At 57.9% G+C, this 23,064-nt stretch carries 18 protein-coding genes and 7 pseudogenes; 15 read left to right on the top strand and 10 right to left on the bottom strand.

From position 1 onward, the window contains the following. A pseudogene (locus tag NKH59_RS31270) lies at nucleotides 1-145 on the top strand (IS5/IS1182 family transposase); the annotation flags it as partial. A gap of 45 nt (nucleotides 146-190) precedes the next feature. Here NKH59_RS31270 and NKH59_RS31265 read toward each other — a convergent pair. Together NKH59_RS31265 and proX are read right to left on the bottom strand one after the other, a co-directional pair. Then, entirely contained in the window at nucleotides 191-940 is a 750-nt protein-coding gene (locus NKH59_RS31265) for an SDR family NAD(P)-dependent oxidoreductase (RefSeq protein ID WP_353024103.1), read from the bottom strand. 21 nt (nucleotides 941-961) lie between these two features. Then, nucleotides 962-1,933, bottom strand: coding sequence for a glycine betaine/L-proline ABC transporter substrate-binding protein ProX (proX, locus tag NKH59_RS31260; protein ID WP_353024101.1), 972 nt, complete (start codon nucleotides 1,931-1,933; stop codon nucleotides 962-964). A gap of 337 nt (nucleotides 1,934-2,270) precedes the next feature. On the opposite strand from proX, the gene NKH59_RS31255 reads away from it, so the two are divergent. Further along, nucleotides 2,271-3,917 carry a flavin-containing monooxygenase gene (locus tag NKH59_RS31255; RefSeq protein WP_353024099.1) on the top strand — a complete coding sequence of 549 codons (1,647 nt, stop codon included), beginning with the start codon at nucleotides 2,271-2,273 and terminating at the stop codon, nucleotides 3,915-3,917. A gap of 60 nt (nucleotides 3,918-3,977) precedes the next feature. Here the strand turns inward: NKH59_RS31255 and NKH59_RS31250 are convergent, their stop codons facing one another. Then, a complete protein-coding gene (locus NKH59_RS31250; protein ID WP_353024097.1) occupies nucleotides 3,978-4,175 on the bottom strand; it encodes an SDR family oxidoreductase in 198 nt (65 codons plus the stop codon). Nucleotides 4,176-4,518: 343 nt separating this feature from the next. Next, nucleotides 4,519-5,055, bottom strand: coding sequence for an FkbM family methyltransferase (locus tag NKH59_RS31245; RefSeq protein ID WP_353024095.1), 537 nt, complete (start codon nucleotides 5,053-5,055; stop codon nucleotides 4,519-4,521). 221 nt (nucleotides 5,056-5,276) lie between these two features. Between NKH59_RS31245 and NKH59_RS31240 the strand changes: the two are divergent. The 6 genes and pseudogenes from NKH59_RS31240 to tnpB form a co-directional block, all read left to right on the top strand. Further along, a pseudogene (locus tag NKH59_RS31240) lies at nucleotides 5,277-5,801 on the top strand (helix-turn-helix domain-containing protein); the annotation flags it as partial. Nucleotides 5,802-5,877: 76 nt separating this feature from the next. Continuing rightward, a pseudogene (locus tag NKH59_RS31235) lies at nucleotides 5,878-7,040 on the top strand (IS110 family RNA-guided transposase). Nucleotides 7,041-8,906: 1,866 nt separating this feature from the next. After that, the gene (locus tag NKH59_RS31230; protein ID WP_502908728.1) at nucleotides 8,907-9,248 is read left to right on the top strand and encodes a transposase; all 342 of its coding nucleotides are present in this window, start codon (nucleotides 8,907-8,909) and stop codon (nucleotides 9,246-9,248) included. Between the two features lie 28 nt (nucleotides 9,249-9,276). Further along, nucleotides 9,277-9,573, top strand: a complete 297-nt coding sequence (locus NKH59_RS31225; RefSeq protein ID WP_353024093.1) for a hypothetical protein — start codon at nucleotides 9,277-9,279, stop codon at nucleotides 9,571-9,573. A 137-nt stretch (nucleotides 9,574-9,710) separates the two neighbouring features. Continuing rightward, nucleotides 9,711-11,004, top strand: a pseudogene (istA, locus tag NKH59_RS31220) (IS21 family transposase); the annotation flags it as partial. Between the two features lie 162 nt (nucleotides 11,005-11,166). Next, nucleotides 11,167-11,514, top strand: coding sequence for an IS66 family insertion sequence element accessory protein TnpB (tnpB, locus tag NKH59_RS31215; protein ID WP_353024091.1), 348 nt, complete (start codon nucleotides 11,167-11,169; stop codon nucleotides 11,512-11,514). A 212-nt stretch (nucleotides 11,515-11,726) separates the two neighbouring features. On the opposite strand, the gene NKH59_RS31210 is transcribed toward tnpB, so the two are convergent. The 4 genes from NKH59_RS31210 to NKH59_RS31195 form a co-directional block, all read right to left on the bottom strand. Continuing rightward, nucleotides 11,727-12,728 carry an alpha-ketoacid dehydrogenase subunit beta gene (locus NKH59_RS31210; RefSeq protein WP_353024088.1) on the bottom strand — a complete coding sequence of 334 codons (1,002 nt, stop codon included), beginning with the start codon at nucleotides 12,726-12,728 and terminating at the stop codon, nucleotides 11,727-11,729. Nucleotides 12,729-12,733: 5 nt separating this feature from the next. Next, nucleotides 12,734-13,708 carry a thiamine pyrophosphate-dependent dehydrogenase E1 component subunit alpha gene (locus tag NKH59_RS31205; RefSeq protein ID WP_353024086.1) on the bottom strand — a complete coding sequence of 325 codons (975 nt, stop codon included), beginning with the start codon at nucleotides 13,706-13,708 and terminating at the stop codon, nucleotides 12,734-12,736. 709 nt (nucleotides 13,709-14,417) lie between these two features. Further along, nucleotides 14,418-15,116 carry an SDR family NAD(P)-dependent oxidoreductase gene (locus tag NKH59_RS31200; protein WP_352818948.1) on the bottom strand — a complete coding sequence of 233 codons (699 nt, stop codon included), beginning with the start codon at nucleotides 15,114-15,116 and terminating at the stop codon, nucleotides 14,418-14,420. A gap of 26 nt (nucleotides 15,117-15,142) precedes the next feature. Beyond that, the gene (locus tag NKH59_RS31195; protein WP_353024084.1) at nucleotides 15,143-15,676 is read right to left on the bottom strand and encodes a hypothetical protein; all 534 of its coding nucleotides are present in this window, start codon (nucleotides 15,674-15,676) and stop codon (nucleotides 15,143-15,145) included. 728 nt (nucleotides 15,677-16,404) lie between these two features. On the opposite strand from NKH59_RS31195, the gene NKH59_RS31190 reads away from it, so the two are divergent. From NKH59_RS31190 to NKH59_RS31180, 3 genes are all read left to right on the top strand, one after another. Further along, nucleotides 16,405-17,115 carry a class I SAM-dependent DNA methyltransferase gene (locus NKH59_RS31190; protein ID WP_353024082.1) on the top strand — a complete coding sequence of 237 codons (711 nt, stop codon included), beginning with the start codon at nucleotides 16,405-16,407 and terminating at the stop codon, nucleotides 17,113-17,115. A 207-nt stretch (nucleotides 17,116-17,322) separates the two neighbouring features. Then, nucleotides 17,323-18,318: an isopenicillin N synthase family dioxygenase gene (locus tag NKH59_RS31185; RefSeq protein WP_353024081.1), complete on the top strand. Its 996-nt coding sequence runs from the start codon at nucleotides 17,323-17,325 to the stop codon at nucleotides 18,316-18,318. 676 nt (nucleotides 18,319-18,994) lie between these two features. Then, nucleotides 18,995-19,912, top strand: a complete 918-nt coding sequence (locus NKH59_RS31180) for a LysR substrate-binding domain-containing protein (protein ID WP_353024079.1) — start codon at nucleotides 18,995-18,997, stop codon at nucleotides 19,910-19,912. 747 nt (nucleotides 19,913-20,659) lie between these two features. Here the strand turns inward: NKH59_RS31180 and NKH59_RS33605 are convergent. Beyond that, a pseudogene (locus NKH59_RS33605) lies at nucleotides 20,660-20,806 on the bottom strand (ATP-grasp domain-containing protein); the annotation flags it as partial. A gap of 167 nt (nucleotides 20,807-20,973) precedes the next feature. On the opposite strand from NKH59_RS33605, the pseudogene NKH59_RS31170 reads away from it, so the two are divergent. Together NKH59_RS31170 and NKH59_RS31165 are read left to right on the top strand one after the other, a co-directional pair. Continuing rightward, a pseudogene (locus tag NKH59_RS31170) lies at nucleotides 20,974-21,114 on the top strand (helix-turn-helix domain-containing protein); the annotation flags it as partial. A 459-nt stretch (nucleotides 21,115-21,573) separates the two neighbouring features. After that, nucleotides 21,574-21,690 (top strand): annotated as a pseudogene (locus NKH59_RS31165) (transposase domain-containing protein); the annotation flags it as partial. On the opposite strand, the gene NKH59_RS31160 reads toward NKH59_RS31165, so the two are convergent. After that, on the bottom strand, nucleotides 21,691-21,849 hold the full coding sequence (locus NKH59_RS31160) for a hypothetical protein (protein ID WP_353024077.1): 159 nt from the start codon (nucleotides 21,847-21,849) through the stop codon (nucleotides 21,691-21,693). It lies immediately after the preceding pseudogene. 114 nt (nucleotides 21,850-21,963) lie between these two features. Between NKH59_RS31160 and NKH59_RS31155 the strand changes: the two genes are divergently transcribed. Together NKH59_RS31155 and NKH59_RS31150 are read left to right on the top strand one after the other, a co-directional pair. Then, nucleotides 21,964-22,293, top strand: coding sequence for a tyrosine-type recombinase/integrase (locus NKH59_RS31155; RefSeq protein ID WP_353024075.1), 330 nt, complete (start codon nucleotides 21,964-21,966; stop codon nucleotides 22,291-22,293). Between the two features lie 143 nt (nucleotides 22,294-22,436). Next, on the top strand, nucleotides 22,437-23,064 hold a 628-nt coding region (locus NKH59_RS31150), incomplete at its 3' end, for a tyrosine-type recombinase/integrase (RefSeq protein WP_353024074.1).

Raw genomic sequence — 23,064 nt, 5'->3', positions numbered from 1 at the left:
TCTCGCCGGCAAGCAGGGCGACGCCGTCAACGCCATCCTGGCCGCCGCCGGCTACAACTTCTCCCTCCTGCTCAGGTGGCTGAAGCAATTTTTGTGGCTCTTGATCGCCGCGTTCCTGAACCGGCCGAGGCAGCTTGCCGCTTAGCGGTCAAGATTGTTCACGGTCGACGATAACGCCAAACTCGGGTGCCTAGCCTCCCATATATGATCCACCGTTCACGTGAATGGTCTGACCCATGATATAGCTCGAGGCGTTGCTGCAAAGGAACGCCACGGCATCACCGACTTCTTCACCGGTGCCGAAGCGGCCTGCTGGCGTGATGGACAGCCATTTGTCTCCATTCTGCCGCAGGAGTTCCGCCACCATCGGAGTGTCTATGGTCCCGGGAGATACTGTGTTTACGCGTATGTTCGGTGACACCTCCCGCGCGAGAGATTTGGTGAAAGCCAACACTCCGCCTTTTGAAGCCCCATAGTGAACGTGCTCGGGCGAGCAGCCTTCATGGGCTGCAGACGAGGCGATGGTCACGATTGTTCCACCCGGCTTGATATGAGGAATTGCCCGCCTGCAGATGTAGAACACTCCGTCCAAGTTTATCGACATCGTTCGTCGCCACTGCTCGTCTGTCATAGAGGCGAATGGTTGATCTTCGAAGATTGCTGCTGCCGGAACGACATGATCGATGTGACCGAAACGAGCGATGCATGTCGATACGAGGGCGTCCGCGTCTGATGGTTTGCTCGCATCATAGGCGACTGCTATCACCCGCTCGCCGGTGGGATCTAACGAAGACGCCAATTTCGATACGCCGCTCTCATCGTAATCAGCTAGCAACATGCGAGCGCCTAAGCGATGAAAGGTTCGGGCGATAGCGCTGCCGATCCCACCGGCAGCGCCCGTCACGATGACAACCTGATCTACGAGACTGTTATCAATCAATTGAAGTCTCCTGCGGCAAAGCTAGTGTGCAGCCTTCGCTTGCGCGATCCATTCGTCCCACTTCGTCTTGTTCGTGGAAATCCACTCCAAGGCGCGCTGCTGGATCTGGTCATTGGAGTTCTCGCCTTTGTAGATCCGGAGGTCTTCCGCATTCAGGTCGTCGAGAGGGATTGCAACGAGCTCAAAGAACTTTTTTGCCGACGGATTGTCTTTGACGAAGGACGTAGCCGCAACAATCCTTTGCTGGATCATCGGGAATCCAAGATTTCCTAGACCGGGGATTGTCGTGCTGGCCGTCTGTCCCGCGGGCAGCTCCGTCTTCTTGACGTTAAGAAAAACAACGTCTTTCCCGGGCTGGAGTATGCTGGATACCCATAGGGGGGTCCACGTGTAATAAAGGGTGGGCTTTCCTTCTTTGATGCGTTCGATTGCGTCTGGAATGATCGCGAAATAACTGCCCTGCTTTTCTTCAAGGGTATCGCGCAATCCATACGCGTCCAGATGATGCTCAATGATTACCTCACATCCCCATCCTGGCTCGCACCCATAAAGATCGGCTTTGCCATTGCCGTCGATATCGAAAAGCTTCGCCTTCTCTGGATCCTTGAAGTCCTCTATATACTTGATGCCGGTCGCATCCGCTGTCTTCTTGTCGATCAGGTAGCCTTGGATATTATCGGCTGAAATATGCCCGAGCCGGGTTAAGACGGCGTCTCCGCCATTTTCCTTCAGGTACTGGTCATGGATTGGCTCCGCATAGGCAGCAAAGAACGTGGCGTCGCCTCTTGCCATCGCAACGTAAGCCAATTGAATCTGAAGTTGGACGGGATCTGCTACGTCGTATCCAAGTTGCCGTAAGCCCTCGTCCACGATGTAGGTCTGCATGAGGTTCTCTGTGATTGCGTCCCACGCTGGGATCACTTTCTCGCCCGCAAATGCGCTAGGACAGCACAGAACGGAACCAAGCAGAATAGAACGAAACAGCGACTTCATAACGTGAACTCCCACTTGTTATATCGATTAACATTGCCGTTGACCCAGGAAGCGCTCGACGGCTTCTGTGCTATGCTTGCGACTGATAACCCGACGCGCGGAAGCGTGCGCTTGGAATCCCGGTAGAGACGACACGCGGGAGGCGCGTTTCAGCCGGCATGGATTGATCGCGTCTGAAAAGCCTCTTCCCTGACTGCCGTTTTAGCACCCGATGTCGAAAGTCGGTTCGGAAAAAAACGGATCGGGCGGTTGAGTTTTTGGCGAGTGCGTATGCCTGCTTTTTTTGGCAACGTAACTGTCAGGCTATTCAGCGAAAAATTTCCAAAGGAAGCAGCTCGTGCAGCATAACGATGTTTTGGAAGGCTGCGCTGGTGGAGAGGCCGTCGAGTCCTGCGATGTGCTCATCGTTGGTGCTGGGTTTGCCGGCATGTACATGCTGCACCTCGCCCGCCGCCTGGGCCTCTCCGCGGTGGTGGTTGAAACGGCCTCGGGGGTCGGCGGAACGTGGTTTTGGAACCGCTATCCGGGAGCGCGCTGCGACGTTGAAAGCATGCAGTACTCCTACTCGTTCTCGGAGGAACTTCAGCAAGAGTGGCACTGGAGCGAGCGCTACGCCTCGCAGCCGGAGATCCTGGCCTATGCCAACTACGTGGCGATGAAGTTCGACCTTCTTCGTGACGTAAAATTCAACACACGCGTCATGAGGGCCGCCTTTCAGGAGGAAGAGTCCCGATGGCTGGTGTCGACAGATCAAGGAACGCAATATCGGGCCAAGTGGTGCGTCATGGCGACCGGGTGTTTGTCGGCCGCGCAAACCCCTAACATTCTTGGACTCGAGACCTTCAAGGGTGGAATCTATCACACCGGCAACTGGCCTCATGAAGGCGTCGCTCTGTCTGGTCAAAATGTCGGCGTGATCGGCACAGGATCGTCGGGTATACAGGTGATACCAGAGCTCGCGAAGCAGGCTAACCATCTGTACGTGTTCCAGCGTACGCCGAATTTCAGCATTCCGGCACGAAATAGGGCCATGGATGCCGACTACGAAAACTCCTGGAAGAAAAATTATGCCGAGCGGCGCGCGCTAGCGCGTTCGATGCCGGCAGGGATCCTGTCCCAGTTCGGGGACAAATCGGCGTTGGCCGTATCTGCTGAAGAGCGGCGCCAAGAATACGAAAGGCGATGGGCTGCTGGCGGGACCTCTTTTATGGCAGCTTATCCAGATTTGCTCCGGAATGCCGAAGCAAACGATACGGCTGCTGAATTCGTCCGGGAAAAGATCCGCCAGGCCGTCCAAGACCCTATGGTAGCCGAGCCACTGGTGCCGGTCGATCATCCTATTGGTGCCAAGCGCATATGCGCTGACACAAACTATTTCGAAACCTTCAATCGCGAGAACGTCACGCTTGTAGACATCCGTGCCAATCCCATCCGCGACATATCTCCGGGAGGGGTAACGGCAGGCTCTGATTTTTACGAGCTAGGCAGTTTGGTGCTGGCGACGGGGTTCGATGCGATTACTGGCGCGCTTAACAAAATCGAGATTGTCGGGCGGCAGGGGCTTGCCCTTACGGAAAAATGGCGGGATGGGCCGAAGACTTTTCTTGGCCTGATGAGCACCGGTTTTCCGAACTTATTTATTGTCACCGGACCAGGAAGCCCATCGGTTCTGACCAACGTCATAGTTGCTATTGAAGACAACGTTAAATGGATAGCTGAGTGCATTGCATATCTGATCGACGTGGACGCCGAGTATATAGAGGCAACCGCTTCAGCTGAAGAAACTTGGATGGAGGAAGTCAGGAAGACCGCCGAGGGAACGTTGTACATTCAGGCGAAATCTTGGTACCTCGGTGTCAACGTTCCAGGAAAACCGGCTGTTTTCATGCCGTATGTCGGGGGTCTGCCCACCTATCAAAAAATTTGCGATGATGTGGCCAACGAGGGGTATAGGGGCTTCAGCATTGGCAAACGGCCGAATTGAACCATTTGTAACAAGCTGAAATTCGGCTAATGGCGTACATGCATGGAAGTTCTTAAACCCTCAGGTCTCGACGACAGCCAGAGGGCTGCTACCAGCAGGTATAGCCGCCATCCACCAACAGCACCGTTCCCGATAGCTTGACGCATCGCTCGCTAGAAAACGGACCGCAGATGCGACCTCATCAGGCTGGCCCAGGCGGCCCATCGGTGTCTGGTCCGACCATGCATTTATGACTTCGTCAGGATACTTGCCGGTCATCTCAGACTGTACGAACCCAGGAGCGACTGCATTCACGCGGACACCGGATCTTGCCCACTACAGTTGTGTGCGTCAAGTTCTGCAAAATGGCGTGGCATTGCGGTGACGTCGGCGTGTCCGCCGCGCAGCTCAAGCGCCGCTGAAAACAGCCGCTTCGCATGCCATCCTTCAGGCGATAGAACGTTCCAGTTGACCACCGGATCGCAGAACGGAAAGTATTCTTACTTCGGCACCATCAGCCAGTTCCGCAGATCCAGTTCGGCCGCCACGTCATAATCGGGAACGGCGGTGCGCACGGCCGCCTTTTCCTCCTCGCCAATCACCTCAACTATGAGGACAGGCTTTAGCCGCTCCAATGTATTGCGGGCACCGGGCGCACCATCGGCTCGCCGCGCTCCACATCGATCTTGATCGCGGTGCATTGATCCAACCCGAGACTGTCGATCGTCATCGAATGGACGTTAAGCGGTTTGCTTTCATTCCCCGCCCCGCAGGTCGAACGGATTAAGCTGGCGCCATATGTCAGATACGGCGCATTTGGGTTGAACTTGATCACCGCTTCGCCAACAGCATCCGAAACGCAAGCGTTGTAAAGTTCGACCTCGACATTGTTCAGGCGGAAATTATCCCAACACCGCGCTACGTGGGTCGGCATCGGTTCAAAGGCAATGACGCAGCATCCCTGCTTAGCTGCGATTATGGAAAACAGCCCGGTATAGGCGCCGATATCAATCGCCGTCCCGCCCACGGAGCATATTTCCGCCCATTTTACAAGGCTTTCAACCTCATAGGGCACGCTTGGCCTATTGCTTAAGCAGATCAAATCATCCTGTTCGATGAGATTGGCCGATACAGGGCCTGCTTTGATTTCCAACGTCATCCCGCAAATCCTCTTCAAGCGTCATTTTTCGATAGTTCTGCAACAAAGAGAACGGCGAGCGATACTCTCATGACAGCGGTAGTCAGCGAAATCATAAGAACATTCTCCAACGGAGAAAACCATTTCTAAACTATACGGAGTTGCTGATGTTCTATGTTGCTCGTCCGACATTTGTCGGACATCTGACACGCGGAATGTGAATTGACCTTCCCCCTTCGCGCATGCGCACAGGAATATCCTGCACGGTTTCGCCAACCGACCGCCAGCGATTGATGGCGCTCATCAAAGATCGCAATGCGCCGCAGAAGCTCGTCTGGTGCGCCGAGATCATCCTGTTGAGCGCAGACGACGTCGGCACCGTCGAGATCATGCGGCAGACCGGCAAGTCCAAGACGTGCGTGTGGCGCTGGCAGGAGCGTTTCGCTGAGGAAGGCTTCGATTGGCTGTCGCGCGACAAGGCGCGGCCGTCGCGCATTCCGCCGCTCGGACCCGAAGTGGCCGAGCGCGTGGTGGCACTGACGCTGCAAGACTTGCGACGCACTGGACCGCCGACATGATGGTGCAAGCGGCCGACATCAGCGCCAGCGCGATGCGCCGCATTTGGAAGGTACACGGACTGCAGCCGAACCGCTGGCGGCAATTCAAGCTCTCCAATGAATCCGCAGTTCGTCCACAAGCTCCGCGACGTGGTCGGCCTCTACCTCGATCCGCCGGCCCACGCGATCGTGCTGTCTGTCGACGAGAAGAGATCCCATGGGGAGTGGATAGCGACCGACGCTCTGGCAGAGTGAGTTTGCTAACCCACCCACTCTGGAGGCGACCATGCAAATTATCACTGACCGACCCCAAGCGCCGACCGCTATCCGCACCGATCTTGGCGCAATTTTTCGTCTCGCTGGAACTTAGTCGATCGACCTGGCTGATTACATCGCTGTCGCCGGGCGGTGAAAAGATGTCGAAGTATACGGTTCGCAGCGGTGACGTCGCTGGACTATGGGCACGGTTCTCTCAGCTCAAAAACAAGGTGCAGGCCCGCACGGGGCAGGTCGTTCCAATCATCGTGATTCAAGAGGCGGGCCTCGACGGCTTTTGGATCCACCGCTTGCTGCAGGACGGACGGGTCGAAAGCCACGTCGTTGACCCCGCATCAATCGCGACGTCGCGCCGGCGTCGACGGGCGAAGACTGACAAGATCGACGGGGAAGCTCTGGTGCGCGCGTTGCTGGCTTACAAGCGAGGCGAGCCGCGGTGTGCGCCATGGTTCGAGCACCGACCTCACAAGAGGAGGATCGCCGCCGAATCTGCCGCGAGCGCAAGACGCTGACAGCGGAGCGGGTCGAGCACGTGAATCGGATCAAGGGGCTGCTCTTCGCCCAAGGCATCTCTGACTATGAGCCTTTATTGCGCAAAAGACGCGAGCGGCTTGAGGAACTCAGGACCGGTGATGGTCGTCCGCTACCTGAGCATTTGAAGGCACAGATTGGACGCGAACTTGATCGACTCGAACTTACGCTTCAGCAGATCAAGTCCGTGGAGACCGAGCGGGATGCTATGCTCAGCCCGTCGGACGAAGGCGCGCCAGCGCCGGGAGCAATGTTAAAGAAATTGAAGGGGATTGGCCCGGAATTCGCCGGGTCCTGTGGTCGGAGGGATTATTCCGAAGCTTTTCCAACCGACGGCAGGTTGCCGCTTATGCCGGATTGGCGCCGACGCCCTGGCGGAGCGGATCCGTCGCGCACGAACAAGGTGTCTCCAAAGCCGGAAACCCCCGGCTGCGAACGACCATGATCCAGCTCGCCTGGTTGTGGGTAAGGCATCAGCCTCGTTCGATGCTGACCCTGTGGTTTCATCAGCGTGTACAGCTCAATGGTGGCCGAGTTCGGAAAGTGCTGATCGTTGCCTTGGCGCGAAAGCTGCTGATCGCCTTCTGGAAATATGTGACCACCGGGGTTGTGCTGGAAGGAGCCGAGACAACGGCCGCCTGAAAACAAACGCTTCCCCCTTTTCAATCTCCCGGGGCCTGATCAGCTCCGGTGGATCCAGGTGAGCGGACCGAAATTTGGCCTGGCTTAAAAAGCCGAAGAAGAGGAAGAAGAGAATGGTCCCGCCCTCCTGAGCCTTCCCCGACGCAAGGGGGATATTGGTGCGGCCGATGTGAGCGGCGACCGGATGTGAGTTTGAAGCGGCATCGGAAACGGGCCGGGTCATGCAAACGGGCTCAGACCTTGGATACCGAGCAACGAGCGGAGATTTACCATGGAATCCTGATCCGAACATCTTCACCCCAGATGGTGCGTAATGGCTACCGGGTGTTTGTCCGCTGCCCAAACCCCGAACCTTCCTGGGCTCGAGACCTTCAAGGGTGGAATCTATCACACTGGCAACTGACCTCATGAGGGCGTCAATTTGTCTGCGCAGAATGTTGGCGTCATCGGCACAGGGTCGTCGGGAATACAGGTGGTTCCAGAGCTCGCGAAACAGGCTAAACACCTGTACGTGTTCCAGCGTACGCCGAATTTCAGTCTTCCGGCACGAAACAGACCGATGGATGCCGAGTACGAAAATTCCTGGAAAGGGAATTATGCTGAGCGGCGCGCGTTAGCGCGTTCGATGCCGGCGGGGATTCTTTCCCAGTTCGGGGACAAGTGAGCGTCGGCTGTATCTTCGAAGAATGACGCCAAGAATACGAAAGACGATGGGCTGCTAGGGGAACCTCTTTTATGGCAGCTTATCCAGATTTGCTTCGGAATGCCGAAGCAAACGAAACCGCTGCTGAATTCGTCAGGGAAAAAATCCGCCAGGCCGTCGAAAACCCGACAGTAGCCGAGCAATTGGTGCCAGTCGATCACCCCATCGGTGCCAAGCGCATATGCGCAGATACCAAGTACTTCCAGACCTTCAGATGCGCTGGATCGCCGACAATCATGAGCAACTCAAGTTGCCATTCCGCGTGGTCAACTTGCATCCACCATCGCGCCAGAGCGTGCGCGGGCATAATACGGCGGGAGCGTAGCGTCCAATGTGGAATTCGCTCCAGTCTGGACTGACGACCTCCATCCTCTGTTTTCTCTGACTCCGAATCCCGAGCCCTGACCGTCAGGCATCACTTGACTTCGATGGGTTCCACTCCCAGAAATCTCGCCCCGATGCAGCCCTCCGATTGACACATAATGACACTCGATATCCGCGGAAGTTTGAAAAACACGAAGATCAGCTCAAATCGCTATGTGTTCTCGAAGAGCTAATCTCGAACTCGATTGATGCGTTTCTAATCCGACGTGATAGGACCCGATCACGCGAAATTTCGAGGCGATCCGGTCTGCTTGAAGACGAATCGGATATCGCGATCTCATGCTCTGACAATGGTTGTGGCCTGGGAGATGCTCAGACCGAAGCATTCCTTACAAAAGACACGTCCTACAAGGATGATCTATCAATCGCAGGAATTGGCAAGTGTAAGGGCGCAGGGCGCATCCAGTTTTTCCACCATTTTGACCGGGTGGGAATTCGGAGCGCTTATCGTAGCGACGGAAAGATCCTGACGCGCACTCTTCCGCCTTCCGCATCGAGAAAAAGATCGGCGCGATTGACTTCGTCGTTACGGAAGGGAAGAGCGGGATATCGGCACCACGGTTGCACTTGATTGGTTGAAGGCCGGTCCGCGAGAGCGCGATCGAAAAGATCTGGATCGGGAAAACCCAGTGTGGTTCTTCGAGCTGAGAGCTCGCCTACAAGATTTGGACCGGGTCCGCAGATCACCATACCGGCCAGCGGCTTCTCGAAATGCCGTGATGAAAAGGCCTGAGAGAAGAACGCACTCGATCACCAGCCACAGCAGGTTGAAAAGCTTCTTGCATCAAGGGCGGCAACCAGAGAAGAACGATGCCGGCATCGATCGCCGGCACGGCTTCATCCGCGGCTGGAACGTCACCAGTGCCTCGGCCTATGACGGGGCGCAGCTTTCCAACGTGCTGGACAAGAACAACACCGGCTCGAAAGTGTGGGCCGACACGGCCTATCGCTCCAAGAAGAACGAGGCATGGCTGGAGAACAACGGCTACGTCTCCGACATCCACCACAAGAAGCCGAAAGGCCGGCCGTTGGCCCGCGACGTCGCCTCGCTCATCGGTCGGCCTTTCGGCTTCTTGTGGTGGATGTCGATAAGCGGCAAGGGAACCCGTAGCAGTGGGTAGCTCAATTTGAGATTCATCGGCTTTCTGTTTGGAGCTGATGATTGGAATTTCTATAAGCACGCCTATTCTTACTGAGTCAGAAAGTCGCGGGTATGGGGGATTCGCGCTGGTCGCGGATTTGTTAGGCTGCTGCTTCGTGATTAGGGAAGTGCCCCGCCATGGCGACTGGACAGCCGAGAGTGAAGCAGCATTCGACGCTTATGTCGATGCTTTGATCGGAGTGATCGGCCACGCCGACCGCGTTGAGCCGCTGAAGGATTATTGCCTGGGACTTCTGATGCCGATGGAGTGCGTTTCAGAAATTCGCGGACACCCATTCCGCTAATTCGCGGACAGCGATTTCAGTAATTGCGGGACAGTGATTCCGCCAATTCCCGGACAGTTTTCGGGGCGGATATAACGGTCGGTTCTCGGGAGCGCCGTTCTGGCATTTTGCCCTCTCTCATCGGGTTGAGAGGGGCCATGCCAAGACGGAAGCAAGCGAGACGAACGACAGTGAAAGACCTACGATCAATCTTGCGCCTGACGCATGAGCAAGGCCTCTCGGTGCGTGCGCTGTCGGAACGGCTGAAGATCAGCAAGACTTCCGTTTCGACCTATCTGGTTGCGGGCGCGGAGGCCGACATCTCGGACTGGCCGCTGCCGCCGGGCTGTGACAATGACGCATCGCTTGAGCGGCTTCTGTTTCGCCGGTTGGCCGTCCGCCGCAGGATCTGGACGAGCCCGATTGGGCGATGGTCTCGCGCGAGCTGAAGCGCAAGGGCGTGACGCTGACGTTGTTGTGGCAGGAATACCACGCGGCGCATTCCGATGGTTATGGCTACACCTGGTTTTGCGACCGGTTCGGCGCTTTCCAGCGCCGGGCGAGCACAACGTTCCGCAACCGCCACGAGACGGGCGCGGTGATGCAGACCGACTACGCGGGCCAGACCGTGCCCGTCGTCGATCCCGATACTGCGTCATCTGCCAGGCTCAGATCTTCGTTGGGGTGCTGGGCGCGTCGTCCTTCACCTTCGCCCATGCCAGCTTCAGCCAGAAGCTGCCGGACTGGATCGAGGGCCAGTGCCGGGCACTCACCTTCTTCGGCGGAGTAACGAAGGCGATCGTCTGCGACAATCTGAAGGCCGGCGTCGCCAAGGCGCTGTGGTTCGAGCCGACGCTCAACCAGACCTTCGCTGCCATGGCAGAATATTACGACACGACGATTCTGCCGACCCGAAGCCGCAAGCCGCGCGACAAGGGCAAGGTCAAGGGCGCGGTGCTGATCGTCGAGCGCTGGGTCCTGGCCCGGCTGCGCAACCGGCGCTTCTTCAGTCTCGGCGATCTCAATGCCGCAATCGCGGTGTTGCTGGAGGATCTGAACAACCGCCCCATGCGCCAGGTCGGCAAAAGCCGCCGGGAGCTGTTCGAGGTGATCGAACGAACGGCCCTGTCGCCATTGCCGCCGGCGCCGTTCGAATATGCGGAGTGGAAATCGGCGAAGGTGCTTCCCGACTACCATGTCGAGATCGACAGGACCTTCTACTCGGTGCCGCACGCGCTGATCGGGCGGCGCGTGGATGTGCGGCTCACCCACCGGGTGGTCGAGCTCTTCCATGATCACAAGCGCGTCGCCAGCCATGTCCGCCGCTCGCAGCGCTGCGGCCATGTCACCGTCAACGAGCACATCCCCAAGGCGCACCAGCGCCATGCCAACACGACGCCGGCGAACCTGATCCGGCAGGCAGCCGGGATCGGCGCCAACACCGCCATCCTGGCTGCCGGCATCCGTTGGCGATGATCCGGCGCTTCAGTTCACCCGGTTTGAACCGCTTTACATCGCGCCCGTGGAAATTGTCGTGGGAGACTTGATTGTGCGTGTGGGCAGCAGCGTAGACGCGGATCATCTTGCACGGGTGATCCGAGCGGTACGGGCGGCATGATCCCTTCGGGCGTGACGGTTTATGTTGCAAGCGCGCCGGTCGACTTCCGCAACGGACCGGTCTCGTTGATGGCGCTTGTTCGCGATGGCGGTGTGGACCCTTTCGATGGTTCCCTTTATGTCTTCCGTTCGAAAAGAGCTGACCGGGTGAAGATCGTCTGGTGGGATGGGTCAGAGGTTTGTCTCTATGCAAAAACGCTCGAGAAATCGCAGTTTTGCTGGCCGCGGATCGGGCCCGCGCGTGTCCGGCTGAATCATGCGCAACCAAGCTTAACCTTTTCTCGGGCCCAGTGGGTCGCTGCCGCAAGCTTCCATCACAACCAGCAGGCGCTTGGCATGCCATGAACTGCCGAAACCGAAACCGCGTCAGCTTTTTGCGGAATTTCAGATCCCCCGTCATTGCGGCGCCGTGAAGCTGGAATACGTTCTTTGCCAGGTCCACCCCGATCATTGTATCCTTCATTTGCCGTCCTCTCCTTTTTGTGGCGTTTGAAACTGCGCCAGACCACATCGCCATTGCATCTTTGCTTCCATTCTGTTCAGAGTCTTTGAGACTCTCAGAGCAGCTGCCGTACGGCAGCAATGATGTGATCCTTCGTCGGGAAGAAATCCTTCTCGAGGGCAGGACTGAATGGGACGTGAATGTCTGGAGCACACACGCGAAGGATCGGTCGCTTCAGCAGATCGAACGCATCTTCTGCCATCACCGCGGCGATTTCACTTCCAACGTTGCAGACACGGTGCGCATTCTCGACGATCACAAGCCGTCCGGTCTTGGCGACTGAGATCCTGATGGTTTCATGGTCTAGCGGCTTCAAAGTACGTGGATCGATCACATCGACCGAAATGCCTTCCTCGGCGAGCGCGTCGGCAGCTTCCATCGTAGGCCGGATGGCGCCCGCAATAGCTACAAGGGTTATGTCTTTTCCCTTGCGCTTTACATCCGCTTTGCCAATCGGGATTAAATAGTCTGGATCTGTGGGCACATCGCCCTTGAGCGGCCACAGGCGGGCGTCTTCGAAGACGAGTACAGGATCGCCATCGCGAATTGCCGATTTCATAAGCCCCTTGATATCGGCGGGGCTGGTCGGACAGATGATCTTGAGACCAGGCACATTCATAAAAAGCGGATACGGTCGATCGGCATGCTGCGCCGCCTTGGACCCCACCGAGTACATCCAACAACGAAACACGATCGGAATGTCGATCTGACCTCCAGTCATATACCGCAATTTCGAGGCCTGGTTGATGATCTGATCCGAGGCGAGATAGACGAAGCTGGCAACTGAGAGGTCCACGATCGGTCGCAAACCGTTGATCGCAGCCCCGATTGCGAGGCCGGTAAAACCGCCTTCTGAAATCGGCGTGTTCCAAACCCGGTTCTTGCCGAACCGCTCAATAAGTTTGCCGCCGCCATAGATCGAAATGTCCTCTCCCATCAGGACGACGCGCTCATCACGATCCATTTCCTCCAGCTGCGCCTGCACGAGCGCTTCAAGATAGGTCATCTCAATATGGGTGCCGGGCGCAGCGACAAATTTCTGGGCAGTACTTTGCATGTCGATTAATTCCCCTTCTGCCCAGCCACGAAGCTGTTATGGCCGGCTAGGGGCGAGTTGAACATGTAGTCGGGCAAGGTTTCGGGCCGAGGCAGGGGGCTGGCCAAAGCAAACTGTACAGCTTGCTTGACAGCTTCGGCGACTTCATCCTCGATTACTCTCAGACTCTTTTCGTCTATGCCTTCTTCTATGAGCACGGTGCGATACAGCAAAATTGGATCGCGGTCACGTTTGTGAGCCTCGACTTCTTCAAGCGATCGATAAGGCTCTCCCGGAATCACCAAGCCGAAATTGTGCTCATCGAATCGATAGGTGTTGGCTACTATGAGAGTCGGCCCCTCACCCGCGCGTGCTCGGGTGACGGCCTGTGCCGAAGCATCATAGACGGCGTCGACGTCTTGCCCGTCAACCGTTATCCCTGGCATGCCGTAGCCAGGGGCCCGCAGCGCTATGTCCGGCTGCCCGTGGCTTTGCGCCACCGAGGTGGTGATTGCATAGCCGTTGTTCTCGCAAAGATAGATGACCGGAAGCTTCCACAGCGACGCCATGTTGAGACTCTCATGGAAGGTGCCCTGGTTCACCGCTCCATCGCCAAAGAAGCAAAGCGTAACCTGATCGACGCCCCGAACCGTCGCGCTGAACGCACACCCTGTGGCAAGAGGGATGCCCCCTCCGACGATGCCCGATTCGCTGATGCTTCCGACCGAATTGTCTGCAAAGTGCATCGAACCGCCGCGCCCCTTGCAAATGCCGCCCTCCTTTCCCATCAGCTCGGCCATGAGCGCGCCTAGATGCGCACCCTTCCCGATCGGATGGCCGTGCGAACGATGCGTTCCGGTCATGGCGTCATCATCCCGGAGGGCCATACATGCCCCTACAATGGCGGCTTCCTGACCCACGCTCGCGTGGAAGAAACCAGGGATCTTGTCACCTTTGAACTGGCGCATACCCTCTTCTTCGAATCGACGGACGCAAAGCATCCTCCGATATGCCTCTAATCTCTGATCACCCTTTAACCGCATGAGTTAACGTTTCTCCATGGCGCTTGAATGACCATCGGCGATCCGCTTATCCTTTGATGACAGAGGTGGTGGTGATCGCGCGTCGAAATAGGCCATCGCCTCAGACCTTTGCGCAATACAGCTATCCAGCACGAACCTCTGGAGTGGATGTTCCGATATTCAGCGGGAACATGGAAGGTGTTCTCAGGCGCTTGTATAGAGGTCCGTATTGTCAGCAATGGCCTTATTCCTGGTTTCTACCTGATTTCGCCGGGTCCCGAGGAGTCTGCAGCAAGCGCCGCGCCATTTCACTTGAGGCTGGCAACCGCAATGCTTTGGAGCGACGAGCCGTCGCCGGAAGAAGATCCGCAAACCTTCCTTCGTCCGAAGTTGGACAAGAACGTCGGAAGCCAAACAAAAGGATGGGGCCACCGGGCCGGTGCCACTCGGCATGTTTCGGTCGCCTGCAACACAGCCTCGCCACGAACCGGCGGGATGTCAGGTACGCCCTGCGCGCCAACAGCAAGATTAACCCGGAGCGGACAAAACGAGCAGCCGACAGTCCCGCGAAGCGCGTATCCATCACCCGCCAATCGCAGGCGAGACTGCCTCAAAAGCCGAGTGCTCCCGCTCCTCCGGGAGAATGGCGTTCCACGCCGTCGGTCCGAGTTTGGCGGCCGACTTGCCTTCACGGAAGACTTAGCTTGGCAGTGCGGCCACCATCCACGACAAATATCTGGCCGGTGACGAATGCAGCCTCGTCGGAAGCAATCCATGCGACCATAGCCGCGACTTCCTCAACACGGCCGGTTCGACCTAATGGATGAATGGCACCCAGTCGCCCCCGCGCCTGCTCGGGCAAAGCGGCGACGAAATTGACGTTGAGATCCGTATCGATCCAGCCAGGAGCCACGCCATTGCAACGCACCCCGTCTGGCCCGCCATCGACCGCCACCGCACGTGTTAGGCCATGCAGCCCTGCCTTCGAGGCACAATAGGCCGCATGCCCTGGGTTGGACGCCAATCCCTCTATCGAGCCGATATTGACGATGGAGCCGCGGCTTCTGCAAAGATGAGGCATCGCGCGACGGATCAGCAGAAATGGAGCATCAAGGTTCAGCGCCATTGTGCGTCGCCACTCGTCCAACCCCGTCTCATCTATCTTCGCTTCAACCATGCGCCCGGCGTTGTTGACGAGGACATCGAGCCGGCCGGCTCGTTGAACGACATCGTCAATGATCACGGCCGGAACGTCGGGGTCGCAAAGGTCTGCGACTATCGTTTCTATATGGCCGGCCTCCTCAAGCTGAACCGCAAAGACCCTGGCTCCTTCGTCGGCAAGCCTGTCGGCGATTGCCGCTCCAATGCCGCTACTGGCGCCGGTCACGAGGGCGACCTTCCCCGCGAAGCGCGTCACGCAACAGCCCTTCCGCCGTTCACCTCAACAAGCGCGTCGCACATGTGAGGCGCGGTATCGGACGCCAAGAACAGCACAACATCCGCGATGTCTTCCGGCCGCGCGACGGGACCGAGCGGCACCGGGCCGTCCAGGTCGGCCATCGCCGTATTCTGGCCCAGCCCGCGTATGGGGAAGCCAGTGCGCAGCATCGAGATGTCACCTTCGTTGCGGCAGGCCGAATTGACCCAGACACATTGCCGCGCGTGGTCGCTGCCCATCCACTGCCAAGGCAATGCGACCGTTGCATTGGGTGGTGAAGTCGACGTCGCCTTGAGCGCCCACAAGATGGATAGTTGCGTGAGGCGGTCGCCTGAACTGCGCCCGGCGCGCCACTCGATGTCCGACGTTTCAACCTGAATCGTGGTGCGAGCATCTGCCTGAAGCCTCTTTAAGAGTACCCACCGGCTGAGCGCATTGCACGATGCATTTTCCCAAAGCCGCGGGTCGCGCCCGAGTTTCGCTGTTTGCCGCGGAAGACATCCTCTCATCCATTAGGTTTCCTCTGGCCAAGTGCTTGGCGATAAGCGGGGCGCTTTTTGCGACCTGCCGCCGGCAGCTCCTGCTGCCTCGCTACAAGGAAAGGTTCAAGAGTCGTGCCAACAGAGCAGAAGGAGCGTCAGAAAGATGTTCTGCATATTATTCAAAGGCTTAGATAAGGATACATCAGCAGCCCAGCCGAACGCCACCATGTCACCGACTCGACAAAACCGACAGTTGGACTCGGCGCGCGGCGGTTTCCCGGAAATAGTGGGCAGGATTCCTCCGCGGGGAAAGCGGAATTCACGATCATTCAACCGCATTCCGCGTTATCCCCGGTCGCGTCCTGCCGAGTGGTGTAGCTCGGCGGTGAAGAAGCTCGCGAGCGCGCCCTGCACAGTGCCGTAGCTTCCATCCACAGACAGTTTCTCCGGATAGGCCTGCCGTATGCTGGGAGAAGGGGGCGCCTGCCGTTGTGGCTGTTCGGCGACTTCAACGTATAACGGTCTCAGGTCACGACATCCGAGATTCTGTCAGCTTTGTCCGGACGGCGACGCAGGCTTGTTTGGCCAATTTCTTGTTTTGCCTTCAGGCCAAATAGCTGAAAATAGCCACAGAAAATGTTTTCTTCGCCTCGTTCGGCCAATTGGCACGAGTTTTGAGCCCTGGTTGCGAGGCGGAAGCTGGTGCTGACCGGCGCCGTCGGATGAGCATCTGCCCCAAATAGGAAGGAACTGTCATGAACACCCGCGATCAGCAGATGGCACTGGAGCAAGCCGCACAAAGGCGCATCAAGGATTCCCATGCCCTCGACGGCGACGCCGGTCGCTTGGCCAACTTCTATCGCGGATGGGCCAGTTCCTACGAGTTGGATGTCGGCCGCGACGGGTACTGCGGGCCGATGATCGTGGCGGAACTTGCGGGCGCCGTTCAGACAGCCTATTTGGCCAGGCAGCGAACTGCCATCGCAATCCTGGACGCTGGCTGCGGAACGGGCCTCGTCGGCGTGGAACTGGAACGCCTCGGCTTCCGGTTGATCGATGGGATCGACCTCTCCGAGGAGATGGCCGAAAGGGCTCGGCAAACGGGCGTCTACCGCCGTGTCCAAGGCGATGTCGACCTTAATGGGCCGCTCTCCGACTACTCCAGCGCGAGGTATGACATCACGGTCTGCTGCGGCGTCTTCACGCTCGGGCATGTCCGACCGGAGGGGCTGCGCGAACTGGCTCGCGTCACGCGCCCGAACGGATTCATCGTCGCAAGCACCCGCAAGAGCTATGCGGAGGCCACATCCTTTGAAGACGAGGTGCGGCACCTGCAGGATGCGGGCGTCCTGGTGCCGGCACAGCGTCTAAACGACGGCAGATATGTCGCGGAGGAGGACGCGCACTACTGGATTTTCCAGGTGCCCGAGAAGGCCAGTACGCCAACGGAAGAGCGGCGGCTATGATCACGCTTCCACAAATCTCGCTGGCGAAGCTGGCAGCGGTGCAAGGCGACGCCAAGATCGCGAGGGGTTACGTATGCCCTGCCAAGGAGTTCGGGTTCTTCTACTTGGTTGAGCACGGCAGCCCAAGCTATCCAGGCGGGGCCAGTCAAACAAGAAAACTGCCCGAAATCGTTGTGCCGACTCCCATTGTCAAACAAAGGTGTACTCATGTCTAAGGATCTCGTGGTCAGACTGGACGACAAACTTCGCGCTAAGCGAGAAAGCTTTGACAAGATCCCCGTGGTTGACATAGCGCCGCTTCTCGATGGCAGCAACAAACAGATGGTGGCGAAGGAGATACGTTGGGCGTTGTCGAACACCGGGTTCATGTATGTGAAGAACCACGGCATTCCGCAGGATTTTATGGATTCGGTATTCGATGTGAGCCGTCGGTTCTTTGATCTGCCGATGTCGCAGAAGATGACATTGCATATTAGCAAATCCGATGTGGCCCTGCGCGGATACATTGAGCTGTTCGGGGAGAACACCGATCCGGGCAAAACGAAAGACCTGAAGGAGTGCTTTGACTTCGGACCTGAACGTTCGACGCTGGAAGGTCCGTTCTTTGGCCCCAACCAGTGGCCCTCAAGTCTGCCCGAGTTTCGGGAACTGACATACGGATACCATCAAAAGATGGTGGACCTCGCGAAAAAACTCTTGCATGGCATTGCGCTCAGTCTGGACCTGTCGGAAACCTATTTCGAGAACCTCACGCGCAACCCCATCAGCATTCAGCGCCTGCTTCACTACCCGCCGCAGAGTGGCTGTGTTGGCGAAGAGATCATCGGTATTGGCGCCCACACGGATTACGGGAATCTGACCGTCCTGGCGCAGGACGACGTGGGTGGTCTTCAGGTCATGAACCGCCATGGCGATTGGATCGAGGGCATTCCAATCCACGGCACATTCGTAATCAACATTGGCGATCTGATTCAGCGGCTCACGAACGATCTATACCTGGCGAACATGCACCGCGTGGTGAATACCTCGGGACGCGAGCGATACTCGATCCCCTTCTTTATCGACGCTGATTTCAATGCGATCATCGAACCATTGCCCTCATGTGTTACGGACAGCAACCCGCTTCGCTACAAGCCGGTGACTTGCGGTGAGCACAAATTCGGGCGTTTCGCAGCAAGTTACGCTCACTTGGCCAATGCGTGATGAGAGAGCGGACAGGCAACTCATTTGCCGCTACCTGCCGCTTACTTCCTACAACCATTTTAGTCAGGCGGGCTTTCGAAGTCGCCCGCGAAGCACCTGTGGCGCGGCGCTGAACCCGGTACGCTGATCGAGGCGCATGTACCTGCTGTCAACCGTCTGCAATGGCGACGGGATGCCCTTGCCAATCGTGGCGCGCGGCAAGACCGATACCTATAGGTTTTATGTCCGAACTTCTCGCCCAACGGCGAACCATTTGGCGGATCTCCCGCGTGACTACCTCAGCAGGGAAACGGTAGCGGATATAACGCGAGTAACGGGGCTTCTTCATACCTCCTCATACGGATGCAGGATCCCACCTTGTCACTCTGAAAATCCCGTATGTCTATCCACAAACCTAGTGTCCGAAGCTGTACCAGAATGTCGGAAGCCGACGAAACGGTCGCCGGGGCCGGACCGTCGGTATGGACGAGTGGTGCATCTCAAAACGGTGCGACAATCGGCACGCAACTTGCATCGATGGTTTTGTCAGCCGCAATACGTCATGCAGGCCAGTGGCGAGCGATTTTGCAGTATCTCAACTTTAACGCGTGCAAGCCGGCGACGCTCCTTTGAACCGGGGTCGACACGGATACAGCGGCTACTTGGACAGCGACTATCGATCTGATTGGAGCCTTCAATGCTTCATCGTTATTATGAACTCCCGTCCACGACTGCTCTCGAGATATTCGAGGCGTCGGCCCGCCATCTCTCGTTCAACCTTGCGGCTTCCGAGCTAAACGTGACGGCGGGAGAGATCGGTCGGCAGATCAAAGCCATTGAGGACGAACTAGGCGTTCCGTTGTTTGTGAGGCCGGGAACCAGCGTGATACTTACCAGCGCCGGCAAAGACCTCTACAGCGTGCTGGCTAGCAGTTTTTCCCAGGCGTCCGATGTCGTCGAGACCATTAAACGCGGCGATCGTTTCCGGAATGTCACGATTGCCTCCACCGATGCGTTCGCCTCGATCTGGCTGATGCCGCGCATGCCGCGCTTTTGGGCACAGCATGGAGATATCACAGTCGACCATGTGATCTCCGACAGTTCGCGCGACTATCGGCGCGCTGAAGTCGAGCTGCGCATCCGCTATGGCTTCGGCGTATGGCCTGACGAGACAGCGGAACTGTTGTTTGGCGATGTCATCTACCCGGTCTGCGGTCCCGGCTTCGCCCAGGAGCACAGTGATGCGACCGCCAAATGCTTGCCCCAACTGCCAATGCTGAAAGTCGAACGGATGGAACCGGACTGGGCCGGTTGGGACGAGGTCCTGCGCCGCGCGGGGATTCCCCACGGGCCGCTTCGTGGCCATAGGTTCAGCAAATTCTTCGTGGCTTTGCAAGCGGCCCAGGCTGATCAAGGCGTTTGCGTGGGCTGGCATCGACTGGTGAAAACATTGGTCGAAGAGGGCAAGCTCGTCAGGATTACAGACCTCGTGCTGGACGCCCCGGGAGGGTACTATCTGACGTGGAACGAGAACCGCGTCCTTTCGCCAGGGGCCGAGCAGCTGCGCGAGTGGTTGCGGAAAATCTCGTCTGAAGAGCGAAACGCTTGGAGTTAGAGTTCGCGCCCGGCGCCCCTGTGCATGGCTGGAGGCATAGCGGTGCGGCGATCGACATCAGACGTTTGCTGGGCGTGGATTCGCTCATTGCGGGACGGAGCAGGGAAGAAATGTGATCATTTCTGCATGCTGTCGCGTTCAGGCCTCACGGAGAGTGGGGATTTTAAACCTTATCAACTTCCTCAAGTGCTCAAAGATACTTTATAATCGTTCTTCGTGACGCTGTTTTCGATTTAACGGATACATCGCGCCGACATCGCCCCCACCTCAACCTTCTTCTGACGCTTCACTAGACCAGGCCGTTGGGATCAGGCGACCGTGGCCGAGCTTGCTGATTTCGCGCCCCCAATGCTGTGCCGATCTACGCAGGGCCTCCACGGCGACCCGGCAGCTCGGCTGGTTGGCAAAGAACGCCAGCACCTTGTCGCGCGGCTACGGAAAACAACGCGCCGACAGCATCGGCTGCGTGTTCAGTAATTCCCGGACGCTTGTCCCGGCATTAGCGAAACTGCTGTCCGGGAATTGGCGGAACCCTTGCCCGGCTTTTGCGAAATACGCAGCATCGGCCCCATGCGCCCGAACAGTTCTTCGCCAGATCCACTTCAAATCGTGCTAACTTCCATGGGGGCACTCTTCTTTTGGCTGGCTGTCAAACACCCTCCATTCTAACACATCGATGCCATCGAGGGGCGCGCACACCATCAAACCCGTCTCTCTGCTCTCAATTGCAGCAATGTTCGGCGACGATCACCTCTTACCCGGGGCCACCTGCGCTGGTGCGGGGACGCGAGGGTCCGCAGGTTGTTCCTGTTCGCCAACTATCGAAAACGGTGTGATCGACCAATCGATTAAGTCGACAGCATGCTGCAGTATGAACTTGGTCTGAGCAAAGCTGCAAATTCCGACGATTAACCGGACACCGTTCCGATCAAAAACCGGACGCGATTCCGAGAATTAACCGGACGCGTTTCCGATTAAATACCGGACAGTTTTAAAGCCTAGATAGTGCCTTTGGGTCAGCAACCTGCGCATGCACTCCCTCGACGGTAGAGGAGAGGTGCATGCCGAAGAGAAGAAAGCTGACCATGAGACAATTGAGGCAATTGCTACGACTAAGCGCGGACGGCATAAGCGTTCGTGACATTGCCACCATGCTTGGAATTGCCCGCAGCACGGTGCAGGACAACATAGAGAGAGCGACCGCCGCCGGTCTTTCCTGGCCGTTACCAGCGGAGCTGACCGACGATGTTCTCGAACATCGGCTCTTCTCCCGTCAGGGCGTCAAACAAGGACTGCGCCGACGCGCCGAGCCCGACTGGGGCGCGCCGGCGGTCGAGCTGAAGAAGCCGGGCGTGACGCTGTCGATCCTGTGGGAGGAGTATCGGGCCGTTCATCCTGACGGTTACGCTTACAGCAGATTCTGTGATCTCTTTAGAGGCTTCGAGCGGCGGCTGACGCCGACGGCTTTCCCCAGATCCAGAGCGATTCCGCCTCCGCGAATCCTCAGCGAGGCCGAGTTGGCATCACTCATCGACGCATGCCGCCGCATCTCGCCGGGAATCCTTCTCAAGGGGCGGACAATGGCTTTCGTGAGGTACATTGAGCGCGCTCAGTTCGATGGGCCTGCCACTCGAACTTTGGCGCTGGATTTTGCCCTGCCGGCCTGGCTCGCCGACGTCCTCGCCCGACTGCCCGCCTATCCGGCTCATCGGATCGATGATTTGCTGCCGTGGAATTGGAGATCCGCACAACTGCGGACCCAACCAGCGGCGGCCTGATCATGCAGCGTCAGCGAAGCGCTCATCCAGGACCTGACCCTCGGTCTCGAGCCCGAGGACGGCGTCATCTGGGTGTACGGCGCCAACGATGACGACGGGATCTTGGCCTTCACCGATCAAGGCATCGAGGAGGTCAAACTCCTCCTCGAAGAATATCATCGGGTCTCCCCATCGAAAGCTTGACCCCGGCACCGCGGTGCTCAGGTTTGGAGCAGTGTCGGCACTGGGACACGCGCGGCGCGTCCTGGGGACGACGCGCGCGAGATCCTGATCGTGGTGGCCAGCCCAATACAAAAACCGAAGAAATGTCCGGATGTGAGAAGTTGCTGCGGTGAGGGTAGCAAGGACCGTCTCGTTCCAGTTCACACGACGACCCAGGCTGCCCTTCGTAGCTACGTCCATGAACGGGATGCCGCTTTTCCCATGCCCAAGGACCAGGCCTTTTTCCTCAGCTCTCGTGGCAATCGCCTCTCGGCGACAGGCCTGCAAAACGGCTTTGCCGAGGCCCGCAAGCTTGCTGGTCTCGATGGCGGCAAGCCATTAAGGCCACACGATCTCAGGCACCGGTTCGCCGTGACCCGTCTCGGCCTCTGGCATCAGTAGCGCGCAGACGTTCAGGCGTTGCTCCCGTTGCTCGCCACATATCTCGGTCACGCCAGCTACAGCGACACTGCCTACTATCTCACCGGTTCGGCAGATCTTCTCGCCATTGCGGCGGAGCGCGCCTTCCTCGACGGAGGTGCAGCATGAGCGAACACCTGCTGCTGGCGCCGCTCCTGGAGTCCTACTTTCGCCGGCGCCTGACCAAACAACGCAATGCGACTCCCGCGACCGTGGCCAGCTATCGCGATGCCTTGCGCATGCTGATCATCTTTGCCGCCACCCGATTGGCGAAGAAGCCGGCCGCATTGGCACTCGAAGACCTCGATCGAGTCCTCGTTCTCGCCTTCCTCGACGAGCTCGAGGAGAAGCGCAAGAACGTCATCGCCACGCGCAACGCCCGACTAGCGGCCATCCGATCCTTCTTCCATCACGTAGCAGCCGCTGACCCGGCGTCCTTCGGTGTCGCCCAACGCGTGCTGACGATTCCCATTAAACGGACGCACATTGAGGTGACGTACCACCTCACCACGGCCGAAGTGGACACCCTCATCGCGGCGCCTGATCCAAAGACGCCCCGTGGTCGGCGCGACCGCGCCTTTCTGCTCTTCTTGGCACGGACCGGCGCCCATGTCTCCGAAGCCACCGGCGTCAACGCAAACGACCTTCAGTTGGAACGGCCGCACCCACAAGTGCTGCTGCGCGGCAAAGGGCGCAGAGACCGCGTCGTCCCCATTGCTAAGGACCTGGCGCGGGCGCTGACATCCTTGTTGA

Origin of the sequence: Mesorhizobium sp. M0998 (assembly GCF_040318885.1) — a bacterium.
Taxonomy (GTDB): domain Bacteria; phylum Pseudomonadota; class Alphaproteobacteria; order Rhizobiales; family Rhizobiaceae; genus Mesorhizobium.
This window is presented reverse-complemented; position numbering and strand designations above follow the sequence as displayed.

Coding starts and splice junctions, on each gene's coding strand:
- NKH59_RS31180 (WP_353024079.1), top strand. CDS start 18,995: ATGCTTCATCGTTATTATGAACTCCCGTCCACGACTGCTCTCGAGATA.
- NKH59_RS31245 (WP_353024095.1), bottom strand. CDS start 5,055: ATGACGTTGGAAATCAAAGCAGGCCCTGTATCGGCCAATCTCATCGAA.
- NKH59_RS31190 (WP_353024082.1), top strand. CDS start 16,405: ATGAACACCCGCGATCAGCAGATGGCACTGGAGCAAGCCGCACAAAGG.
- proX (WP_353024101.1), bottom strand. CDS start 1,933: ATGAAGTCGCTGTTTCGTTCTATTCTGCTTGGTTCCGTTCTGTGCTGT.
- NKH59_RS31205 (WP_353024086.1), bottom strand. CDS start 13,708: ATGCTTTGCGTCCGTCGATTCGAAGAAGAGGGTATGCGCCAGTTCAAA.
- NKH59_RS31210 (WP_353024088.1), bottom strand. CDS start 12,728: ATGCAAAGTACTGCCCAGAAATTTGTCGCTGCGCCCGGCACCCATATT.
- NKH59_RS31250 (WP_353024097.1), bottom strand. CDS start 4,175: ATGACCGGCAAGTATCCTGACGAAGTCATAAATGCATGGTCGGACCAG.
- NKH59_RS31185 (WP_353024081.1), top strand. CDS start 17,323: ATGTCTAAGGATCTCGTGGTCAGACTGGACGACAAACTTCGCGCTAAG.
- tnpB (WP_353024091.1), top strand. CDS start 11,167: ATGATCCCTTCGGGCGTGACGGTTTATGTTGCAAGCGCGCCGGTCGAC.
- NKH59_RS31160 (WP_353024077.1), bottom strand. CDS start 21,849: ATGATATTCTTCGAGGAGGAGTTTGACCTCCTCGATGCCTTGATCGGT.
- NKH59_RS31195 (WP_353024084.1), bottom strand. CDS start 15,676: ATGAGAGGATGTCTTCCGCGGCAAACAGCGAAACTCGGGCGCGACCCG.